Source organism: Acinetobacter psychrotolerans (genome assembly GCF_048552595.1).
Taxonomy (GTDB): domain Bacteria; phylum Pseudomonadota; class Gammaproteobacteria; order Pseudomonadales; family Moraxellaceae; genus Acinetobacter.
In genome coordinates this window covers 110,131-130,784 of sequence record NZ_JBIMDK010000003.1, presented here as the reverse complement: position 1 = coordinate 130,784, position 20,654 = coordinate 110,131, and the positions used below count along the sequence as shown (strand labels likewise).

Sequence of the window (20,654 nt, the reverse complement as noted above, 5' to 3'; positions counted from 1 at the left end):
ATCACTTTTTGATCATCTAATTGATTTCTTAAAAGCTTTAATTACACAATATTTACATTATTATTCAATCTATAGGACTATAAAGCTTTAAGTCATATTTAAATTTTCAAGGATGTTTCATGAAGTCAAAACGTTTAGGACAATCGGATCTTTTCGTCCCAGAAATATGTTTAGGCACCATGACTTTTGGTGAACAAAACAATCAACAACAAGCATTTGAACAATTGGCTTATGCACTTGATAAAAATATTCATTTTTGGGACACTGCAGAAATGTATCCCGTTCCTCCTAGACCAGAAACACAAGGTTCAACAGAAACCATTATTGGCAATTGGATCGCAAAAAATGGACAACGAAACAAACTCGTTCTTGCCACAAAAATAGCGGGGCCTCAACAAGGGGGTAGCCAAATTCGCAATGGTCAAACCAAATTCATAGCAACAGAAATTGAATCTGCTCTAAATGACTCTCTAAAGCGTTTACAGACCGATTACATTGACCTATACCAACTGCACTGGCCACAACGTCCAACCAACTCCTTTGGCACGCTTGGCTTCGATAATCGACATGTTGTACCCAGCCATGATATTACGCCAATCGAGGAAACTCTTTTGGCACTTTCTAATGAAGTTAAAAAGGGCCGTATTCGCCATATTGGGCTTTCAAATGAAACACCTTGGGGAACCATGAAGTTTTTACAAATTGCAGAGAAACTGGGCTTAGAAGAAGTGGTGAGTGTACAGAATCCTTATAATCTACTAAACAGAACCTATGAAGTTGGTCTAGCTGAAATTGCACATTATGAAGGTGTGGGTTTACTTGCCTATTCACCGCTTGCATTTGGTTATTTAACAGGGAAATACCGTCACGGCGTACGCCCTGTAGACGCTCGTATCACACTATTTTCACGATTTAGCCGTTATACAAATCCTGAAAGCGATTGGGCAACAGAACAATATGCCCTACTTGCAGAAAAGCATGGTTTAAGTTTAACCCAGTTGGCTTTGGCATTTATTAAACAACAATTTTTTGTCACTAGTACGATTATTGGTGCAACCAATCTTGAGCAGTTGAAACAGAATATTGATGCTTTTGATATTGATTTATCACAAGAGATCTTAGTTGAAATTGATGAAATTCATCAACAACAGCCCAATCCTGCACCATAAATATATTTTAATTCACTGCTTTATTTTTATAACTTTCCAATTTCTAAATTTAAAAAAAAGGATGCTCATGCATCCTTTTAATTTAACCAGTTTTTACAACTTATTTTCCACCACGAGCAGTATAAACTGCCATTGCAGCTGGTAAGTTCTTCTTCATTGCATTGATACGATTTACATCTGATGGATGCGTCGACAATAAAGCTGAACCTTGACCACCACCTTGTTTCGCCATTTTTTCCCACAGTGTGATCGAAGCTTGAGGGTTATAGCCTGCTTTCGCCATCATCATTAAGCCACCTTGGTCAGCGCGGCTTTCTAGATTACGTGAATACGGCAAACCTACACCCACTTGGCTACCCAAATCGACCGCAGCATTGCCTAACTGCCCCAGTTGGTTACCTGCATAAGATTTACCAAGATCAACAGCTAAATTTGTTAAAGCTTGAGCACCCAGTTTTTGCTTAGAATGTTCTTCTAAAGCATGTGTCATTTCGTGCCCCATCACCGCCGCAACTTCTGCTTCTGATAGGTTTAACTTATTCACAATACCTGTATAGAATACTACTTTTCCGCCAGGTGCAACATACGCATTCACAGTGTCCGATTTTAATACAGCCAATTGCCAATCAAACTTTTGACCTGTTTGATTCATTTGATCTGCATACGGTTTTAATCGAATGAAAGCGGCGTAAACTTTTTTATAAGCAGCAGATGAAGTATCTAGGGTTTTATTTGTACGTGCTTCTTGTACAGTTTTATTAAAACCTTGAGTTGCATTTAAGTTTAAAGTTGCTGAGTCAGCGCCTGCCATATCTGCAATCGTTGCACAACCAGAAATTGTTAAAGCACTTACTGCACAAAGGCTAAGTAATAACTTCTTTTTCATTATAATTTTCTCCACAACAATAATGTAATTTTACAAAGCAGTGATTATATTCAATAGATTGCACACATTAAAATATTTAAAATGCCAAATTCATAGGATTTATGTAAAGAAATGTCTGTAAGTGACCTATAAAAATTGAATTGCAAGCCAGTACAATAAACAAATCACATTTAAAACCAAGTAAATTTTCTTTAAAGGTTCAATTTTTTCTTCTAATTTTATATTCTTTCTGTGTGCAAATAAAAAAGCATTTTGAATTAGAACAAGCGGAACCAATATACATGCAATAATGACACTTAAACCAAGTAATGCACTATTCATTACTGCTGGATCGGCAGTTTGCGCCTGAATAATCATGATTGCAATTGTCGGTGCTCCACCCATTGCAAAGATTAAAGAGTAAAAAATTGTACTCGAAATATTTTTTTGCATTCCAATAACCTAATTCCTTTTGAACCACATTTTAACAATGTTCATGTTTCTGCATAGCTCATTTAATGTCGACTTTAGTCTTTAAAGCAGATTTTAGTTTATGATTAAATAATTCTATATTTTACTTCTTCTCTTTATTTTCAAGTTCAAAGTCATATAAAAAAGCCCCGTATATCACGAGGCTCTATATTCGAATATGAATCTAAAGATTAAGCATCGAATGGATGGCGCATTACAATCGTTTCTTCACGGTCTGGACCCGTTGAAATAATGTCGATTGGACATTCAATTAACTGTTCGATACGTTTAACATAGTTAAGCGCAGCTTGTGGTAATTGATCCAATGACTTCGCACCGAAAGTAGATTCAGTCCAACCAGGCATAGTTTCGTAAATTGGTTTCAGTGTTTCAAATGCAAGTGCATCTGAAGAACCGGCACAACCAGAATCTGCAGCTTCATAGCCTACACAGATTTTGATTTCTTCTAAACCATCAAGAACATCAAGCTTGGTTAAGCAAATGCCTGAAAGTGAGTTTACATCTACAGAGCGACGTAAAATTTCAGCATCAAACCAACCACAACGACGTTGACGCCCAGTAGATGCACCAAATTCAGAACCTTTAGTTCCAAGGTGTTTACCAATCGCATCACCCACATCATTTGCAGCGTCATAAATCAATTCTGTAGGGAATGGACCTGCACCAACACGTGTTGTATATGCTTTAGTGATACCCAATACATAATCAAGATGTAATGGCCCCATACCTGAACCAGAGCTTACGCCGCCAGCAGTTGTATTTGAAGATGTTACATACGGATATGTGCCATGATCAACGTCAAGAAGTGAACCTTGAGCGCCTTCGAACATGATGTTGTCACCGTTTTTACGGTAGTTATGCAACTCAGTTGTAACGTCAATCACCAGTGGTGCAACCACTTCACGCCATTGGTCACAAAGTGCAAGCACATCATCAACATTAACAGCTTCAACACCAAAGAATTGTGTCAATTGGAAGTTGTGGTATTCCAATAATTCTTCAAGTTGAGCTTTAAGATGCGCGCCGCCACGGACTAAGTCAGCAACACGAATCGCACGACGTGCAACTTTATCTTCATACGCAGGACCGATACCGCGACCCGTTGTACCAATTTTTGCATTACCACGTTTAATTTCACGTGCTTGGTCTAATGCAATATGGTGTGGAAGAATCAAAGGACAGTTTGGAGAAATACGTAGACGTTCTTTAACAGGTACGCCTTCTTTTTCTAGGATATCCATCTCTTTAATCAGTGCTTCAGGTGAAAGCACAACACCATTACCAATTAAGCACAATACGTTTTCACGTAAAATACCAGATGGAATGAGATGAAGAACTGTTTTCTTTCCGCCCACTACAAGAGTATGGCCTGCGTTATGTCCACCTTGATAGCGAACTACGGCAGTTGCCTGATCTGTGAGCAGGTCAACGATTTTACCTTTACCTTCGTCGCCCCATTGGGTACCGAGTACCACAACACTTTTGCCCATAATAGCCTCATCACATCATGCTGTTAAAATTGAAAACCAAACACCAATGACATAAACATTGATGTTTGGCGATTAAATCTGTTCGATTTTCCACTCGCCAGCTACATTCACCAATTGGTGTGTTGCATTTGGCACTGAGCTAAAATCATCATTACCCAATAACTGAATGACGATTAAACCCTGCACACGAGCAGTCGTAATTGCATTTATTAATGCAGCGTCTGTACCTTTTGGTGCAACCACGATTTCAATCTGTTTAAACTGACCCGCACACAGCGCATACAAGTCACAACTGAAACCCGTTGCAGGACGCGCACGCCCAAAGTGTTCACCAATACCATCATAACGACCACCTTGAGCCAGTGGTGCAGCACGATTTGGCGCATAAACTGCGTACATTAAGCCTGTATGATAATGGTATGAACGAAGTTCAACCACATCGATACCGATATGTAGGGTTGGCCAACGTGCTTGAATTTCTGCTTGCGTTGTCGTCAAGGCATTAAAAGCAAGTTTAAAAGCTTCATCTGCTAATATTTCAGTACTTAAATGGGTTTGCAATGCAGTTAAATCACTTGCATAACGACCTAAAGCGTAGAAATCTGAACCAAATTTTAATTCTGCTGTAAATTCAGCAAGTTCAGGCAATGCTTTACGCTGATATAAGTCTGAAAGATGATGTTCTGTGCTTTTGCTTAAACCCGCATGTTTAACTAAACTACGGAATAAACCCACATGACCTAGGTCGAGATGAATACCATCTACCTGACCTGCGGTTTTAATCAGACTGAGCATCACGTCGATCATTTCGACATCTGCATCTATATTGTCTGAACCAAATAATTCTGCGCCCAATTGCAAAGGCGCACGTGTGGTATTAAAACCCTGTGGTTTCGTATGTAAAACTGTACCTGCATAGCAGTAACGCGCCACGCCTTGTACCTGATGTACATGCGCATCAATACGAGCCACTTGTGGTGTCATATCGGCACGCACACCAAGTAAACGACCTGAAAGTTGGTCGATGACTTTAAAAGTGGCTAAGTCTAAATCTTGATTCGATTCGGAAAGAGAAGAAAGAGATTCAATGTATTCAATGAATGGCGTGTACACCAATTGATAACCTCGAGTTGCGAGGAAATCTAAAGCTTCACGACGCAATTTTTCAATAACTTGCGCTTGCTCTGGTAATACATCAGCTACACCATCAGGTAATAACCATGTCTCTGAAATGGGCATGTTGTAGACCTAAATCCTGTCTGCGCGGAACAAATCCGCATAAAAAAATCGGGAACACACCCGATTTCTCTTATTTTAGCACGATAGTTAGAGCTGTGCATTAATAAAATAACTTTTACAAAGTGAATAATTTGATGACCTAGACACATTTTAACCAAATCACAAACTTGTTATTATTTTAGTGCGATATTTAAATATTTTTATCATTCTATTACAATAATTTAGATTGAATTTAATGGTTTTAAATTTATACTTTATCACATTCAAAAATAGCAATGAACATTGCAAAAACCACAACAAATACACCAAGGAAATTTCATGGAAATGCACAGCAATGTCTATTACCGTCATGCTGATTCAAAAGTCATGGCTGCATTAGATCATTTATTTGAATCACACAAAGGCAATCAAGATATCTTTGTTACTTCTGCAATTGCTATTCATCCCGAATTAGGTGAAGCACTTGCAATTGACATAACCAACAGCGTAGATGATCTTGAATTTGATCTTGGTCCAGAATCAGTTGACCAAATCGAAGGTTATTCGATTGCACATTTCGTACATGGCTCTCCTGGTGATGAATTTATTGAAGCGATTTTATTGTTCTTAAAAGCTTTAGTTCCTGATATTGATACACAAGCTTGGGGCTGTGGTGATGATGATCCTTGGGAGTTTTGGTTTAAATTTGAAGGTAATGAACTAATTCGTGAAGATGATGAACCATTTAATGATCCAGAAGAAGATGAAGCAATAAAATCCTCCATTTATACATGGTGGCATAAAGATTTTCCTGAAAAGATTAAAGAAGGGTTTTTAAATCAAGAATAAAATTTTATTGAGATTGAAAGAGAAGTACAGAAGCTAAAATGAATGTACTTCTCTTTTATCTCAACTATTTTAAATAATCATCAATATTCAACACTTGTGAAAACATTTGAAATGCCGATAAACAAGCTGTTTGTACATCTTCCGCTTGAACCGTTCTGCCTGAATAGCCCAATTGACGGGTAGCTGTCGCTTCTGCAATGATCGCAGGTTGATAACCCAATTCTGCTGCTGCACGTGATGTGGCATCTACACACATATGTGTCATCATGCCAGTAATCACCAATTTATCGACATTAAGTCGCACTAATTCTGCCTTTAATGTTGTTTGAAAAAAGCTATTCGGATAGTGTTTTTCAATCACAACTGAATCCGGCTTTACTCGTAACCCTGAATGTAGATCTACACCCTCAGTTCCTGCTTCAAAAAAAGTCGCATTAGGTTGTTGAGCAATATGCTGAATATAAATAATCGGCTGACCATTCTCTATAAACGTATCTTCCAATCGATTGATTTGTTTTAAAGCTTGTTCCGCACAAAATAGCTCCATCTTTCCTTGAGGAAAATAATCATTCTGTACATCTATGACTAATAATGCTGTTTTACTCATATTCTTTCCTATATCTAGTTATGTTCATATTTTTATAAGATTAATCAAAACAGCTGGAGATTTGCAGTCACTCATGAAAGAATAATTCTCTAAAAACTTTCAAACTGAAAATTCATCCAATTGACTATGCTGCCAAATGATCCGATTGATTTAAAAATTCTAAAGATACTAAAAACTGATTCTCGCCTGAGTCATAAAGAGATCGGAACATTAGTTCACCGTACAGGTCAAGCTGTAGGCAGTCGTATCGCTAAAATGCAAGATGAAGGAACAATTCAGAAATATACAATTACGCTGCACCATCAATCGACACAATTTATACGAGTGATGATGCAAAATAATAAATTTGAACAGTTTGAAACATTTATCGCTCAATTTGATTCCATTGAAAGTAGTTATAAAGTATGTGGCTCAGCCTGCTATATGTTAGTTGCTCATTTTGATAACCATGCAATGAATCATTTTATTGAACAACTTTCTGAATGGGGACAATATTCAGTGGATAGTGTTGTAAGAACAATAGAAACGCAGCCTTAGTTTACACCCTGCTGACAGATATAAAACTTGACTTAAATTTATTTGAAAAACAATATTTTGAACACAATATGAATCATCTTAACTTACTATATTCAATTTTTAGTTTTTTTAATTTTTGATTGTGAAAAATTCAAATACTCATAGAAGCCGTTATTATAAACATGTATTTAAAACATACAGATAGCACTCTAAATCACCCTTACTTAGAGTGCTGTCTGTATAATCAAAGCCAATCTCCCAAATGACTTTGATTTGATAAAGTAATTTTAACCTTTTACTGACTAAAATATTTCCCGTATTTATAGATATTGTTAATCACTTTCGGAATATATTTTCAGTAAATACCACTTTCCCGAAAATTTTTTCTGAGATATAGCAAATGAATGACAGTCAATACACTTTAGATAAGATAGATCGGAAAATTTTGTCTGCCCTTCGGAAAGATGCGCGTTTGACCATTGCACAATTGTCAGATTTGGTCGGCTTATCATCATCACCTTGTTGGACACGAGTCAAACGCTTAGAAAGTCTAAATGTGATTGAAAGCTATACCGCCAATATCAACCCAAAAGCGATTGGTATCAATGATTTATTCTTTATTGAAATTACGTTAGAACGACATGATGATGAAATTTTAGATGAATTTAGTCATGCCCTTGCCAACATGCCAGAAGTCGTTGAAGCATATTTAGTCACGGGCGATTACGATTACTTGGTTAAAGTTGCTGTTCGGAATGCCGAACACTATGAACGCTTTTTAAGAAAAAATTTATACACATTAAAAGCAGTTCGTCATACTCGTTCAATTTTTGCGTTAAGACCTTTAAAACTCGAAAATAAGTCTGATTTAATGATGATTGAATAAGTAAAAAATATTGAGAAGAGTTTGTATATTTTTTATACTGAAAAAACTCTTCTTTTCAGCATATTTTCCAGCCAATTTAAAGATACAAAAAGCTTAACACCTACAAAAAACAGTACTTTAGTCTAAGACTTTTTTGAATATTTATTACACAAATATACTAATCAAATTTTAATCCGGTTGTTTTTCGTACACATCTTTACAAATTTAAAAACAAATTATTTCATATATTTAAATCATTTACGAAAAAAATCATTACACAAACTAACATTTATGTAACTTTTCTACATTACAATATTATTAAAACTTGATGAAACAGGAAATATATGAAGAGATTTTTTAAATACCTACTGATTATCATCGGGGTTATATTTGTTATTGGATTGATCTTTTTATTCAGACCAATTGCCTCTAAAAAAGTCAATACAACAGCAGATGAACCAGTTGTAGATGTAGTGCTTGTTGGTGGCGGTATCATGAGTGCAACTTTGGGGACTTACCTCAATGAAGTTGAACCAGACTGGACCATCAATATGTATGAGCGTTTGGATCAGGTAGGTCAAGAAAGTTCTGCGGGATTCAACAACGCAGGAACGGGACACTCTGGCTTTATGGAAATGAACTATACCCCTGAGAAAGACGGTAAAGTTGATATTAAAAAAGCCATTGATACCGCTTCACAATTTGAAGTAAGTAAACAATTCTGGGCTTATCAGGTCAAAAATGGCGTGCTGGGTCAACCTAACAGCTTTATTAATCCTGTACCACATATTGCCTTTGTTTGGGGCGATAGTGTGAACTACATGAAAAAACGTTATGAAGCGATGAGCCAAAGCCCAATGTTCGAAGGATTAAAATATACTGAAAATCCTGCTGAAATTAAGCAATGGGCGCCATTAGTTATGCAAGGCCGTGATGCAAATCAAAAAGTTGCTGCAACACGTATGGACGTTGGTTCTGATGTAAATTATGGTTCAATTACAACCCAATTAATTGATCATTTGAAAAAACAGCCTAAATTCAAACTTGAAACTTCATCTGAAGTAACAGGTATTAGTCAAAATGCAGACAAAACTTGGACTGTATCGTTTAAAAATCTAAAAACCAACACAACCAACCATGTTAAAACTCGTCATGTGTTTATTGGTGCGGGTGGTGCTGCGATTAGATTATTACAAATGACTGGTCTTGAAGAAACTAAGCAATACGCTGGCTTCCCGATCGGCGGTATTTTCTTGATGACAGATAATCCAGCTGTTACATCACAACATACTGCAAAAGTCTATGGTAAACCTGAATTAGGCGCACCTCCAATGTCTGTACCACACATTGATACTCGTTACGTTGATGGTAAAAAGTATGTATTATTTGGCCCATTTGCAACCTATTCAAACAAGTTCCTAAAAAATGGTTCTCAGTTTGATTTGATTGATGCGACCAACAAAAACAATGTGATTCCAATGGCAACCATTGGTATGGAAAATCTGGACTTGGTGAAATATTTAGTCAGCCAAGTGGCAATGTCTAAGCAAGATCAGTTCAATGAATTGAAAAAGTATTATCCAGATGCAAAAATTGAAGACTGGACTTTAAGCCAAGCTGGCCAACGTGTTCAAATCATCAAAAAAGCACCAAATAAACCTGCAACACTTCAATTTGGTACTGAGATCTTCACCTCTAAAGATGGTTCAATCACAGGTCTTCTTGGTGCTTCTCCAGGTGCATCAACCTCTCCATACATCATGTTGAGCTTGATGGAAAAAGCGTTCCCTGAGCAAGTTAAAGGTAAATGGAATCCGAAATTGCATGAGATTGTGAAGTCTTATCAACAAGATTTAAATACCAACCCTGCTCTGCTTGATCAAGTGCGTACATATACCAGCTCGACTTTAGGTCTAAACTATACACCTACTCGTAAAGCTGCTAATGATACGACAGCCGCTGCGGCACCTGCGGTAGCAAATGCACATTAATTTTCTTGTGTAAAAAAGATGAGCCTCGGCTCATCTTTTTATTGGCTGAATTTCTCATTTTGTGTTTTAATACACTCAGTTTGAGATGAGCCTCTTACAGTATATAAGCTTTGGCTTGTATACGACTAGCCCCTAACCATGGGGCTTTTTAATGTCTAAAATCCATAACTTGAGAATTTTTAGCGTAAAATTGGCGTAAATAAAAACTCAAAAGTACTCCCCAATATCATCAACCAAAAATACTAATTGAAATTTGAATAACCATTGCATTCACAATATCAACAAAAAATGCACCCGTCAGCGGAATAATCAAGAATGCTTTATGTGATGGGCCATAAGTATTGGTTACCGCCTGAATATTGGCAATTGCTGTAGGCGTTGCACCTAAATTCACGCCACATTGCCCTGCACATAGCACCGCCGCATCGTAATTTTTTCCCATAACTCTGAATGTAACAAAGTACAAATACAGCATCAGGAAAATCGTTTGTACGATTAAAATGATGACCATTGGTCCTGCTAAATCTGCCAATAACCATAATTGTAATGACATTAATGCCATAGCCAAAAATAGTGCAAGTGAAGCATTGCCAAATACATCGATACAACGCTCAAAGACCTGAACTTTTAATCCATGTTCAAGAATGTTACGCACGATTACACCGCACATTAATGCCCAAACAAAAGTCGGCAATTCAAACCATTGCCCTTTGGCGAAGCCTGTCATGAAGTAGGCAAAACTGATACAGATAGCAAACATCCCGAGTGTTTTAACTGCGTCATCCGCAGTGATTAAACGAGTTTTTTCGGGGTATTCGAATGGTGCTGTCAGCGCTGATGATGGTGCTTCGTTACGTCCAGTTTCTGGTAAAATTTCTTCTGCCAATTGAAAACGTCGAATCAGAAATTTAGCAACTGGGCCACCAATCATTCCACCAATGATCAAGCCAAATGTCGCACTCGCCATTCCCAATGCAATTGCGCCCTGAACGCCATATTCCTGTTCAAATACTGCACCCCATGCACCTGCTGTGCCATGACCACCAGTTAATGTCACTGAGCCAGTAATCAATCCAATCAGTGGATTAAGTCCCAGTGCTTTGGCAAGACTAATACCTACAGCATTTTGCAACAATACAAATATAATGACGCAGACTAAGAATACGAGCAGTGATTTTCCACCTTCTTTCAGTTTGATTAGACTTGCGCTTAAACCAACAGAGGTGAAGAACATCAGCATGAATATTTGCTGAATATTGGTATCAAAATTGACAGTGATATTTAAACTTTTAAATAGGATATAAGTGATAACAGCAGCAACCATACCGCCTGCTACAGGTTCTGGTATGTTGTATTTTTTGAGTATGCTCACTTTATTGACAAATACATACCCGACCAACAATACTGCAACTGCAGCAATTATGGTCAAAAAGGCATCCAATTGATAATTCATTTGATACTCACTGGTGCTTAGTCAGTTAATTTTAAACAAATTATTCAGTAATAAATAGATATAAATATATCAATATGTAGTATCTAGACAATATTTGTACAAATACTATTGTTTCTAAAATATATATTGAAAATAGAAAGTTAGACCAAGTGAGACTTGATCTAACTCAATAAACAATTAATTAGACTCGATGTCATACACCCAATTTTTAGCTTGTTGATCTGTTGTGTTTTCAAAAACATAGTAATAGTCATCTCTCGAATCTCGATGAAAAATTTCAAGTTTTCGATAAGTCACTTTTTTAGAGTTTTCCACACATTCAAAGCTTTCACCTTGGTCTTTCACGGCTGATCCGTTAAGAAACCCACCAATACATAAAAACCGTGCTTGTTTTGCCATTTGCTACATCAACTTTTTAAATCATTTTCAATGTGGCGATTAAACGATTTATTGGTCTAGCTGTAAAGCTTAGCGAACGATAGCCATAAAAGAAGTATTAATTAGACAAAGTGAGTATCGGTCTAATTAATTAAAATCATGTTCAATGACAATTAATTTATTTTTCTAACTGCAAGAATATACCGATTCTCATTAAACAGCTTATTATACATCTAAATATAAAGCACTGACATCCTTATACAAATCTACCAAATGATTCATAGACATATCAACTAACGGTTCAAACATAAATGAATTTACGTGGATATGTTCAGGTGTTATTAGATTTACTCTATTTAATAATTTTAAAGTGATTGGATCAATTCCTTTTTCTTTACATAATTGATATAATTTTTGAGTCTGATCTTTATTAATATTATTTAATTCATCAATTGATATCTGATCAATCATATAGAGCTCTGCTTTTAATCTACAAGCAATAGAAACTATTAATTTATCCTCCAAATCTATTGAATGATCTGTAAATAATTCAGTAATCTTTTCTGCTTCAGCAAAAACCATATCAATTATTTTTTTATTTTTGAATTCTAAATTCATTTCTGCTTTATCCAATATTACTTTTTTCAAATATTCATGGACTTCATCCGCTGTAATATTCATAGTATTAGATTTGATATGTAGACAACTTGTTAAGAAATTGTATGCTTCATCATTTGCTAAATATTCAAATAAATTTCGTACAAATGGAATTAGCCCTATGAAAAATTTTTCATTATTATAATTTTTTACGAAAATATTTTTAAAAACATCTTCAAAATATTTACCCTTATTTATTTTTACAATCCCCTGATTACATTTGCTAGCCATAAAGCTTGTCGGTCTTATTGACAGTCTCTTTGCTACTGTTCTATAAAAATCAAAGTTGTGTGTCAAAATTACAGCATTAACATTAGGCTGATCCAACAGGTCTTTAATATATTCAATAATTGCATACTTATTTTTATAGTCAAATGAATCTGCAACATCATCAAATACAATTAATAAATTTCTATTTTCTTCAATCCGAGACTGTATCTCAAATAAGAATCTTAAAATATAATATGCACGACTTTCACCTCTACTTAATACTTCTAAAAGAAGTTTCTCATCATTATTAGGAATAATATTTCCTTTATAAGTAAATATTAATTTTGGTATATCATTCTTAAGAATGATATCTGACTGATTTTGTAAACTTATGGTAAAAGGAACATAAAATCTAGAGTTAAATATTTCAATAGTTGTATTCCATTTTTCAACATCATCATTTGCCCTATTAATAATTTGTAGAAGCTCAGCTTTCCGAGATTTATATATATCTAAAATTAATTTTGTTTCTTTTTCTAATTCAGAAATATGACTTAACCAAATTTTATTTCGGAATCCTTCATAATCTTTTAATTCAACTAAAAGTGTTTGATCATTCTCTAATAATGTTTTAAATGCTTTCAATTCAGCATTTTTACCTAAGGCTTTATCCACCTTATCGAATTTTTTTTGTAAATCTGCATCTTTTAGAATTTGATCCACTTCTGCCTGTATTAAATCAGCCAATTCTTTCTTTGATACTATAATATCATTCGATTGTAAGTTTATTTGATGCCCAGCATCAAAAAATGAATTATCACTTAAGGAATTCAATAAATTTGAGGCTTGTACTGTTCCAAATGAATTAGAAGATTTATTAAAGAATTTAGAATGTTCAAGAAGTTGAGTGTAACGTTGTAGATAATCATCTAAAAGATTTTTGTTTGACTCTAAAAAAACTTTTACTTTGTTTCCCTTATCAAATACATCATTATATTTAAAACTATATGCTTCTAGAGTATTCGATAAATCCTTTTCAATTCTAAGTAGATATTCAAAGAATGTCTCTCCTTCATTATATACAGCTTTTAACTCCCCCTCACAATCTGAGCTTCTAGACTGCTTTTTAAGGTAAACCATAAACTTTGCTTTTTCACCTAATAATTCATTATAAATTGCATCATATTTATTCTTTAATTCTGTTCTTGCAATAAACCTTGTTATTGAATTTTGTGAAGTGATAGTTTCAGCATTTACGACCACAACTTCATCTTTATCAATTAAATTATCATTTATTGTGATTTCACAAACCGTAGGCTTGTCTAAAAAAATTCTATCTACTACTTGTCCAATTTTATCTTGCGATACAAGTTCAAAAATATTTGCGAATGAAGACTTCATTGTTCCGTTAGGCGCATAAATAAGTTGTGCTCTTTCTCGTGGAGTAAACTTAAACTCATGTTCCAACTCCCCTATACCAAAACAGTTTTGAAATTTTATTTTTAAAGTTTTATTCATTTTTATAATCCAAAAATAAGGGCTGAATAATCAGCCCTTATTTTTAACTCATGTTGTCTTAATTTTCAACAAATTAAGACAATTGAGCAGCAGCAATTTTCTTCGTATCAACGTCTTTAGCAGCGTCAGTATAGTCGCTCATTTTGTCGAAGCTTAAGTATTGGTAAATGTCAGCAGACATGCTGTCAATTTGAGCAGCATATTGTTGATATTCTTCTGGAGAAGGTAATCTACCTAATACAGCAGCAACTGAAGCAAGTTCAGCTGAAGCTAAATAGACGTTCGCACCTTGACCTAAACGGTTCGGGAAGTTACGCGTAGAAGTCGATACACAAGTTGTGTTCGGAGCTACACGTGCTTGGTTACCCATACATAATGAACAACCTGGCATTTCAGTACGCGCGCCAGCTTTACCATAGATGTTATAGAAACCTTCTTCCATCAATTGACGTTCGTCCATACGCGTAGGCGGAGCAATCCACAAGCGAGTTGACAATACGCCACCAGGAACTTTCTCTAACAACTTACCAGTTGCGCGGAAGTGACCGATGTTCGTCATACATGAACCAACGAATACTTCGTCAATTTTCACGCCTTGAACGTCAGATAACAATTTCGCATCATCTGGATCGTTTGGACAGCAAAGAACTGGTTCAGTAATAGTTGCTAGGTCAATTTCATACACTTTCGTGTATTCAGCATCAGCATCAGCTTTAAGAAGTGATGGATTCGCTAACCATTTTTCCATGTTCTCTACACGGCGCGCCATAGTACGAGCATCGCCATAACCTTCAGAAATCATCCATTTCAACATAGTAATGTTTGATTTAAGGTATTCAGCAACTTTCTCTTCAGAAAGCGTGATTGAACAACCAGCAGCTGAACGTTCAGCAGAAGCATCAGAAAGTTCGAATGCTTGTTCAACAGTAAGGTCATTTTCCATTTCTGTTAAATCGATCTCAAGGATACGACCAGAGAAAATGTTTTTCTTACCTTTCTTCTCTACAGTTAAATCACCTTGTTGAATCGCAACGTAAGGAATTGCATGTACAAGGTCACGTAAAGTAATACCAGGCTGCATTTTACCTTTGAACTTCACAAGGATAGATTCAGGCATGTCTAACGGCATAACACCAGTCGCAGCAGCGAATGCTACAAGACCAGAACCCGCAGGGAACGAAATACCAATTGGGAAACGAGTATGTGAGTCACCACCAGTACCAACAGTATCCGGCATTAACATACGGTTTAACCACGAGTGAATAATACCGTCACCTGGACGTAATGAAACACCACCACGATTCATGATGAAATCAGGAAGTGAGTGTTGCATTTGAACGTCAACTGGTTTTGGATATGCAGCTGTATGACAGAAAGATTGCATCACAAGGTCAGCAGAGAAACCTAGGCAAGCCAAGTCTTTTAATTCGTCACGAGTCATTGGACCAGTCGTATCTTGCGAGCCAACAGTCGTCATCTTAGGTTCACAGTAAGTACCTGGAAGTACGCCTTGACCTTCTGGAAGACCACAAGCGCGACCAACCATTTTCTGTGCTTGAGTAAAACCTTTACCCGTTGCAACAGGTTGAACCGGTGTACGGAACAATGTAGAAACTGGAAGACCTAGCTCTTCACGTGCTTTAGTTGTCAAACCACGACCAACGATTAAGTTGATACGACCACCCGCACGAACTTCGTCTAGAAGAACAGGAGTTTTAAGTTCAGCTTCAGCAATTTGAACACCATCTTTAGTCGCTGTTACTTTTGCAGCAGCGTGATCGATGTTAAGAACGATTTCATCGCCCATATTCATGTTTGCAACATCAATTTCGATTGGCAATGCGCCAGCATCTTCCATTGTGTTGAAGAAAATCGGAGCGATTTTAGAACCCAAGCAATAACCACCGTCTTTCTTGTTCGGGATGTGAGCAATGTCATCACCAAAGAACCAAAGAACTGAGTTCGTTGCAGATTTACGTGATGAACCTGTACCAACAACGTCACCAACGTATGCAACTTGGTTGCCTTTCGCTACAAGTGCTTTAATTTGCTTAAGTGGACCAACTTCACCAGGAACTTCTGGGTTAATACCATCACGTTCGTTTTTCAACATTGCATTTGCATGTAATGGAATATCTGGACGGCTCCAAGCGTCTTGCGCAGGTGACAAGTCGTCTGTATTGGTTTCGCCAGTTACTTTGAAAACTGTAAGTTTGATTTCAGTCGGAACGTCTTTACGACTTGTAAACCATTCAGCTTCAGCCCAAGACTGCATAACAGCTTGTGCATTTGCATTGCCCGCTTTTGCTTTATCAGCAACGTCATGGAACGCATCAAATACAAGTAATGTTTTTTTCAAAGCTTCAGCAGCAAGTTCTGAAAGCTCTGCATCATCAAGAAGAGCAACTAAAGGAGCAACGTTATAACCACCAAGCATAGTACCTAGTAAGTAAACAGCACGTTCTTTAGAAACTAAAGGAGAAGTCGCTTCGCCTTTTGCAACAGCTGCTAAAAAAGCAGCTTTTACATAAGCAGCTTGGTCAACACCTGCAGGAATACGGTTTTCTAGTAAATCAACTAAAAATGCTTCTTCGCCAGCTGGTGGGTTTTTTAATAATTCAACCAAGTCAGCAGTTTGAGCATCGTCAAGTGGCTTCGGTGGGACTCCGAGTGCGGCACGTTCTGCAACGTGTTGGCGGTAAGCTTCTAGCACGGTTTATTCCTCTTTTTTAAAAAATTGCCTATGAATTCCAGCTTGTCAAAAGCTTCACGGGCAATATGGACTATCAAATTTTACTAAAAATCGAGTTAAAAGTTAATGCAAAGAACGTATTAATTCGTGATGACCATTATTTCATAAATAAATGTCTATCAACTTCGCAGATCATTTACCAGAAATTCAGTCCCAACACATTTTATGATGTAACGATACATTTGCATTACTTTTAACGACATTTTCAGACATAAAAAATGGCAACATAAATGTTGCCTGATTCTAACAGATAAAAACATTCAACCTTAGTGTACTGTTGTATTGTTTATATACTGTTGATATTCACTACGACAGCCTTCAAATTTCATTTGCACTTCATCTTCATGCATCATGGCATGCTCAGTGCAGGCAAAGGATATTTTGACTTGATAGAGCTTTGTATGTTGATCAATGATTTCATGAAGAAAGACTTGATCGCCTAAGCTCAATACATAATGACTTCCGCTAATCACTGCGACGCCTTGTTCATCTTCTAAGAGCACGTCAGCATTGTGTAAATACGCTACAACTTCCATTTTATCGCTCCTTGGCTACTTTTTATTTTCTATTTCTATATTTTATATATGCTTTTCACTTTTTATGCTAATCATTTTTTGTGACGTTACTAACCATTCTTCACGCTTTTATGAATATAAAAAAACCGTTCATTAGAACGGTTTGTAATCTGGCATTTTTTTCGGATCATGTGGTGTATTTAAACACTGCTCATAAGCTTGTTTTTTGAATTTTGCTTGCACAGCATCTTTATCTGTTTTTAATTCTGCATCTGACAATGCATAAATTTTTTCCAAATATTCAGTCACAAACTGCTTCGTCGTGGGATCTGTTACTCGATTCGCATAATCGACAGCTTCTTTATGAGTAATACCATTCTGACGATCTAAAACAATGGTACGGGCTGCATTGCCGATACTAGTACAATACCCTTGCCAAATTTCTTCAGGAGTTGCAGGTTTTTTTTCAGCACAACCTGCCATGAAAAACACAGTGCTTAATGCACCTAAAATTACGAACTTCTGCATTAAAAAATCTCCAAATCCACTCTATCATACTTAATTTTGTGCGAGTTTGAAGATTTTCTTGGTCTTAACCCTAAGGGTTTACTTCAGTAAATTAAAATTTAACATTCTAAAAGAAATACTTACTGATATTCATCTCATATTCCTAAGTGTCTAATTATGGATAAACATTAATAAGATCTATAACATTTAGAATAGAACGGTTAAATTCCACGCCAATCGACTCGTGCGTTTCTTTCTGTGGCGTAAATACGTTGCACATATTGCCCTAACGGTAAGCTTAATAAATAATTTTTATATTCTAAAAATTCATCTGATTGCGTTTCATTCTGTTCATTTTCCCACGGCGTTGCATTGAACTCTAATAGTGGTGAAAGCATCGAACAAACCGATATATCTGCCAAACCTAGACGTGATCCAACCATATACCGCCCATGGTTTTCAATTAATCGCTGATTAAGTTCGCTAATAATGGCATCCATTGTCATTTTAGACTCAGCAACTTTTTCAGTATTTAATTGATAGTTTTTAGACACTAAAGTTTTGAGTATAGGTCTAGAAAACTTTTCAAAGCGACGTAAGTAGCCTTTTTCACCAATCATGATTTCAATTGGTTCATCACTAATCGATAAAGTTAAAGCCAGCCCCCAACGACGGACGTGCAAACCTAATTCATTTGCCAATTGGTCGATATTTAAAGCATTCTCCCTTAGATCTTTATCTGAGCGTAACAGCGCATGTTCAGGGTAGACATTGTCTAAATACAACGCAATTTGTGTCGATCCTGCAATAAACGACTCACCATCTTTAAGTATGGGTAAATTATTTTGCCCCGTTTTGAGCTGAGAAAATGCTCTATGCACACCAGGAATTAAATTTTGAGCAACAAAATCCAATTCTTTATGATCGAGTAACCAACGTGCTTTTTCACAGTAATGCGATAAAGGAAATTGGTAAAGGATGCGCATAAAATCTCCAAATTATATTTTTAATCAAGTTGTTAATAACAGCTAAAGTATCGCTGCTACTTTATTCATTCAAGCACTAAATTACAATGTACTTTTTTGGCAAAAATTCGTCATTAACACCATAAAAACTGTGAATAGATATATCAGTTTCTCCTTTCCTTATTCAAAAAAAGGTTAAGTAAGCTTTTATGACTAATACATGTATAGTCAATATTGAAATAAATTTATATTTTTCATCACTCTAACTTAGCAACGCAATGAATAAGCTTAGTTAAAAATAATTAATAATTAATAATTCATAATCAAATCAAAATACATCATTTAATTTTTACAGCAATATTGCTTAACTTTTTGATATCTATCGAAAGGTGACAATATGTCCAGTTTCAAATCTTCTACCCAAACCTTTGTGATCGAAAACGATCGACAGGCGATCAATGCAGCTTACCAAGTTGCTGATTTTGCTTTGGTAGAACGAAATATACGTGATCAACAACGAATTTTACCTGTTGACGTGATTCAGCAATTTAGCCTCAAAGGGTTAGGTGGAATTCGTATTGCCAAAAAATATGGTGGTGCTCAAGTTTCAAATAAAACCCTTGCGCATGTTTTCCGTATTCTATCCAAGGCAGATGCCAGTGTTGGTCAGATTCCTCAAAATCAATTTGGCTTGTTAAATGCCATTGAGCATATCGCCAATGAACAGCAAAAACAGTTTATTTATACTGAAATTTTAAATGGTAAACGGCTTTCTAATGGTGGCCCAGAACGCAATACCAAAGATACCCGCACCATTGAAACACGTTTAGAACAAATCAATGGTCAATACCTTTTAAATGGTGAAAAGTTTTATTCAACGGGTTCATATTTTGCCGACTGGTTGGCGATACGTGCAATTCACCCAGATGGTCATATTGTTTTAACGATTATTGATGCAAAAGCAGAAGGTGTTGAAATTGTTGATGATTGGGATGGCTTTGGACAACGTACAACGGCAAGTGGCACAGTACGTTTAAAAAATGTTGTGGTTCACCCAGATCTTATTATGGATGAAAAACCACTTGCCGATGCTTCAAAATATCGTGGTGCGTACTCACAACTTATTCAGGTTGCGATTGATGTGGGCATTGCAGAAGCTGCATTTGCAGATACTTTATCTGCAATCCATAAAGCGCGTCCAATCATTGATGCCAATGTGGATAAAGCCAGTTTTGAAGCGTATACCCTACAAGAAGTCGGTAAGCTCAATATCTTACTCGATGCATCCATTTTATTGCTCGATGAAGCCGCAGAATATTTAGATGAGTTGGATTCACAAGACATCGTTAGTCCTGAACAAGCCAGTAAAGCCTCCATTATTGTTGCTGAGGCAAAAGTATATGCCAACGATGCAGCACTACTTATTTCTGAAAAACTCCTTGAATTAGGCGGTAGTCGTTCAAGTCTAGCAACACATAATCTCGATCAACACTGGCGTAATGCTCGTGTGCATACCTTACATGACCCTGTGCGTTGGAAACTTCATGCCATTGGAAATTATTACTTAAATGGTACGCAAAATCAGCGCCATGCGTGGATTTAAAGTTAAACGACTTTGTTACTCATCAGGGAAATAT

General features: G+C 36.3%; 18 protein-coding genes. 6 read left to right on the top strand and 12 right to left on the bottom strand.

The window, feature by feature from the left end; all coding sequences use genetic code 11:
• Positions 1 to 119 precede the first annotated feature (119 nt).
• On the top strand, positions 120 to 1,169 hold the full coding sequence (locus ACG94X_RS03890; protein ID WP_419382424.1) for an NADP(H)-dependent aldo-keto reductase: 1,050 nt from the start codon (positions 120 to 122) through the stop codon (positions 1,167 to 1,169).
• Positions 1,170 to 1,269: 100 nt separating this feature from the next.
• On the opposite strand, the gene ACG94X_RS03885 is transcribed toward ACG94X_RS03890, so the two are convergent.
• The 4 genes from ACG94X_RS03885 to ACG94X_RS03870 form a co-directional block, all read right to left on the bottom strand.
• The gene (locus tag ACG94X_RS03885; RefSeq protein WP_419382423.1) at positions 1,270 to 2,055 is read right to left on the bottom strand and encodes a M48 family metalloprotease; all 786 of its coding nucleotides are present in this window, start codon (positions 2,053 to 2,055) and stop codon (positions 1,270 to 1,272) included.
• A gap of 126 nt (positions 2,056 to 2,181) precedes the next feature.
• Complete coding sequence (locus ACG94X_RS03880; RefSeq protein WP_419382422.1) at positions 2,182 to 2,487, bottom strand: hypothetical protein; 306 nt, start codon at positions 2,485 to 2,487, stop codon at positions 2,182 to 2,184.
• Positions 2,488 to 2,696: 209 nt separating this feature from the next.
• Entirely contained in the window at positions 2,697 to 4,016 is a 1,320-nt protein-coding gene (locus tag ACG94X_RS03875; RefSeq protein ID WP_419382421.1) for an adenylosuccinate synthase, read from the bottom strand.
• A 72-nt stretch (positions 4,017 to 4,088) separates the two neighbouring features.
• Entirely contained in the window at positions 4,089 to 5,255 is a 1,167-nt protein-coding gene (locus ACG94X_RS03870) for an ATP phosphoribosyltransferase regulatory subunit (protein WP_419382420.1), read from the bottom strand.
• Between the two features lie 318 nt (positions 5,256 to 5,573).
• On the opposite strand from ACG94X_RS03870, the gene ACG94X_RS03865 reads away from it, so the two are divergent.
• Positions 5,574 to 6,083, top strand: a complete 510-nt coding sequence (locus ACG94X_RS03865) for a hypothetical protein (protein WP_419382419.1) — start codon at positions 5,574 to 5,576, stop codon at positions 6,081 to 6,083.
• Between the two features lie 64 nt (positions 6,084 to 6,147).
• Here the strand turns inward: ACG94X_RS03865 and ACG94X_RS03860 are convergent, their stop codons facing one another.
• A complete protein-coding gene (locus ACG94X_RS03860; RefSeq protein ID WP_419382418.1) occupies positions 6,148 to 6,690 on the bottom strand; it encodes a cysteine hydrolase family protein in 543 nt (180 codons plus the stop codon).
• 126 nt (positions 6,691 to 6,816) lie between these two features.
• Here ACG94X_RS03860 and ACG94X_RS03855 point away from each other — a divergent pair, with 126 nt between their 5' ends.
• The 3 genes from ACG94X_RS03855 to mqo all read left to right on the top strand — a co-directional run bounded on the left by ACG94X_RS03855 (position 6,817) and on the right by mqo (position 10,062).
• Complete coding sequence (locus ACG94X_RS03855; protein WP_419382417.1) at positions 6,817 to 7,227, top strand: Lrp/AsnC family transcriptional regulator; 411 nt, start codon at positions 6,817 to 6,819, stop codon at positions 7,225 to 7,227.
• A gap of 379 nt (positions 7,228 to 7,606) precedes the next feature.
• Positions 7,607 to 8,092 (top strand): Lrp/AsnC family transcriptional regulator, encoded by a 486-nt coding sequence (locus ACG94X_RS03850; RefSeq protein WP_419382416.1) that lies wholly within the window; start codon positions 7,607 to 7,609, stop codon positions 8,090 to 8,092.
• Between the two features lie 323 nt (positions 8,093 to 8,415).
• Positions 8,416 to 10,062 carry a malate dehydrogenase (quinone) gene (gene mqo, locus ACG94X_RS03845; protein ID WP_419382415.1) on the top strand — a complete coding sequence of 549 codons (1,647 nt, stop codon included), beginning with the start codon at positions 8,416 to 8,418 and terminating at the stop codon, positions 10,060 to 10,062.
• A gap of 229 nt (positions 10,063 to 10,291) precedes the next feature.
• Here mqo and gltS read toward each other — a convergent pair whose 3' ends face one another.
• The 7 genes from gltS to ACG94X_RS03810 all read right to left on the bottom strand — a co-directional run bounded on the left by gltS (position 10,292) and on the right by ACG94X_RS03810 (position 19,038).
• Complete coding sequence (gltS, locus tag ACG94X_RS03840) at positions 10,292 to 11,515, bottom strand: sodium/glutamate symporter (protein WP_419382414.1); 1,224 nt, start codon at positions 11,513 to 11,515, stop codon at positions 10,292 to 10,294.
• 177 nt (positions 11,516 to 11,692) lie between these two features.
• Positions 11,693 to 11,914, bottom strand: coding sequence for a hypothetical protein (locus ACG94X_RS03835; RefSeq protein WP_419382413.1), 222 nt, complete (start codon positions 11,912 to 11,914; stop codon positions 11,693 to 11,695).
• A gap of 204 nt (positions 11,915 to 12,118) precedes the next feature.
• The gene (locus tag ACG94X_RS03830) at positions 12,119 to 14,278 is read right to left on the bottom strand and encodes an AAA family ATPase (RefSeq protein WP_419382412.1); all 2,160 of its coding nucleotides are present in this window, start codon (positions 14,276 to 14,278) and stop codon (positions 12,119 to 12,121) included.
• A 73-nt stretch (positions 14,279 to 14,351) separates the two neighbouring features.
• A complete protein-coding gene (locus tag ACG94X_RS03825; RefSeq protein ID WP_419382411.1) occupies positions 14,352 to 16,991 on the bottom strand; it encodes a bifunctional aconitate hydratase 2/2-methylisocitrate dehydratase in 2,640 nt (879 codons plus the stop codon).
• 305 nt (positions 16,992 to 17,296) lie between these two features.
• The gene (locus ACG94X_RS03820; RefSeq protein WP_419382410.1) at positions 17,297 to 17,566 is read right to left on the bottom strand and encodes a hypothetical protein; all 270 of its coding nucleotides are present in this window, start codon (positions 17,564 to 17,566) and stop codon (positions 17,297 to 17,299) included.
• Between the two features lie 132 nt (positions 17,567 to 17,698).
• Entirely contained in the window at positions 17,699 to 18,073 is a 375-nt protein-coding gene (locus ACG94X_RS03815) for a hypothetical protein (RefSeq protein ID WP_419382409.1), read from the bottom strand.
• Positions 18,074 to 18,273: 200 nt separating this feature from the next.
• Positions 18,274 to 19,038 (bottom strand): glutathione S-transferase family protein, encoded by a 765-nt coding sequence (locus ACG94X_RS03810; protein ID WP_419382408.1) that lies wholly within the window; start codon positions 19,036 to 19,038, stop codon positions 18,274 to 18,276.
• Positions 19,039 to 19,414: 376 nt separating this feature from the next.
• Here ACG94X_RS03810 and ACG94X_RS03805 point away from each other — a divergent pair, with 376 nt between their 5' ends.
• Positions 19,415 to 20,620: an SfnB family sulfur acquisition oxidoreductase gene (locus ACG94X_RS03805; protein WP_419382407.1), complete on the top strand. Its 1,206-nt coding sequence runs from the start codon at positions 19,415 to 19,417 to the stop codon at positions 20,618 to 20,620.
• Positions 20,621 to 20,654 lie beyond the last annotated feature (34 nt).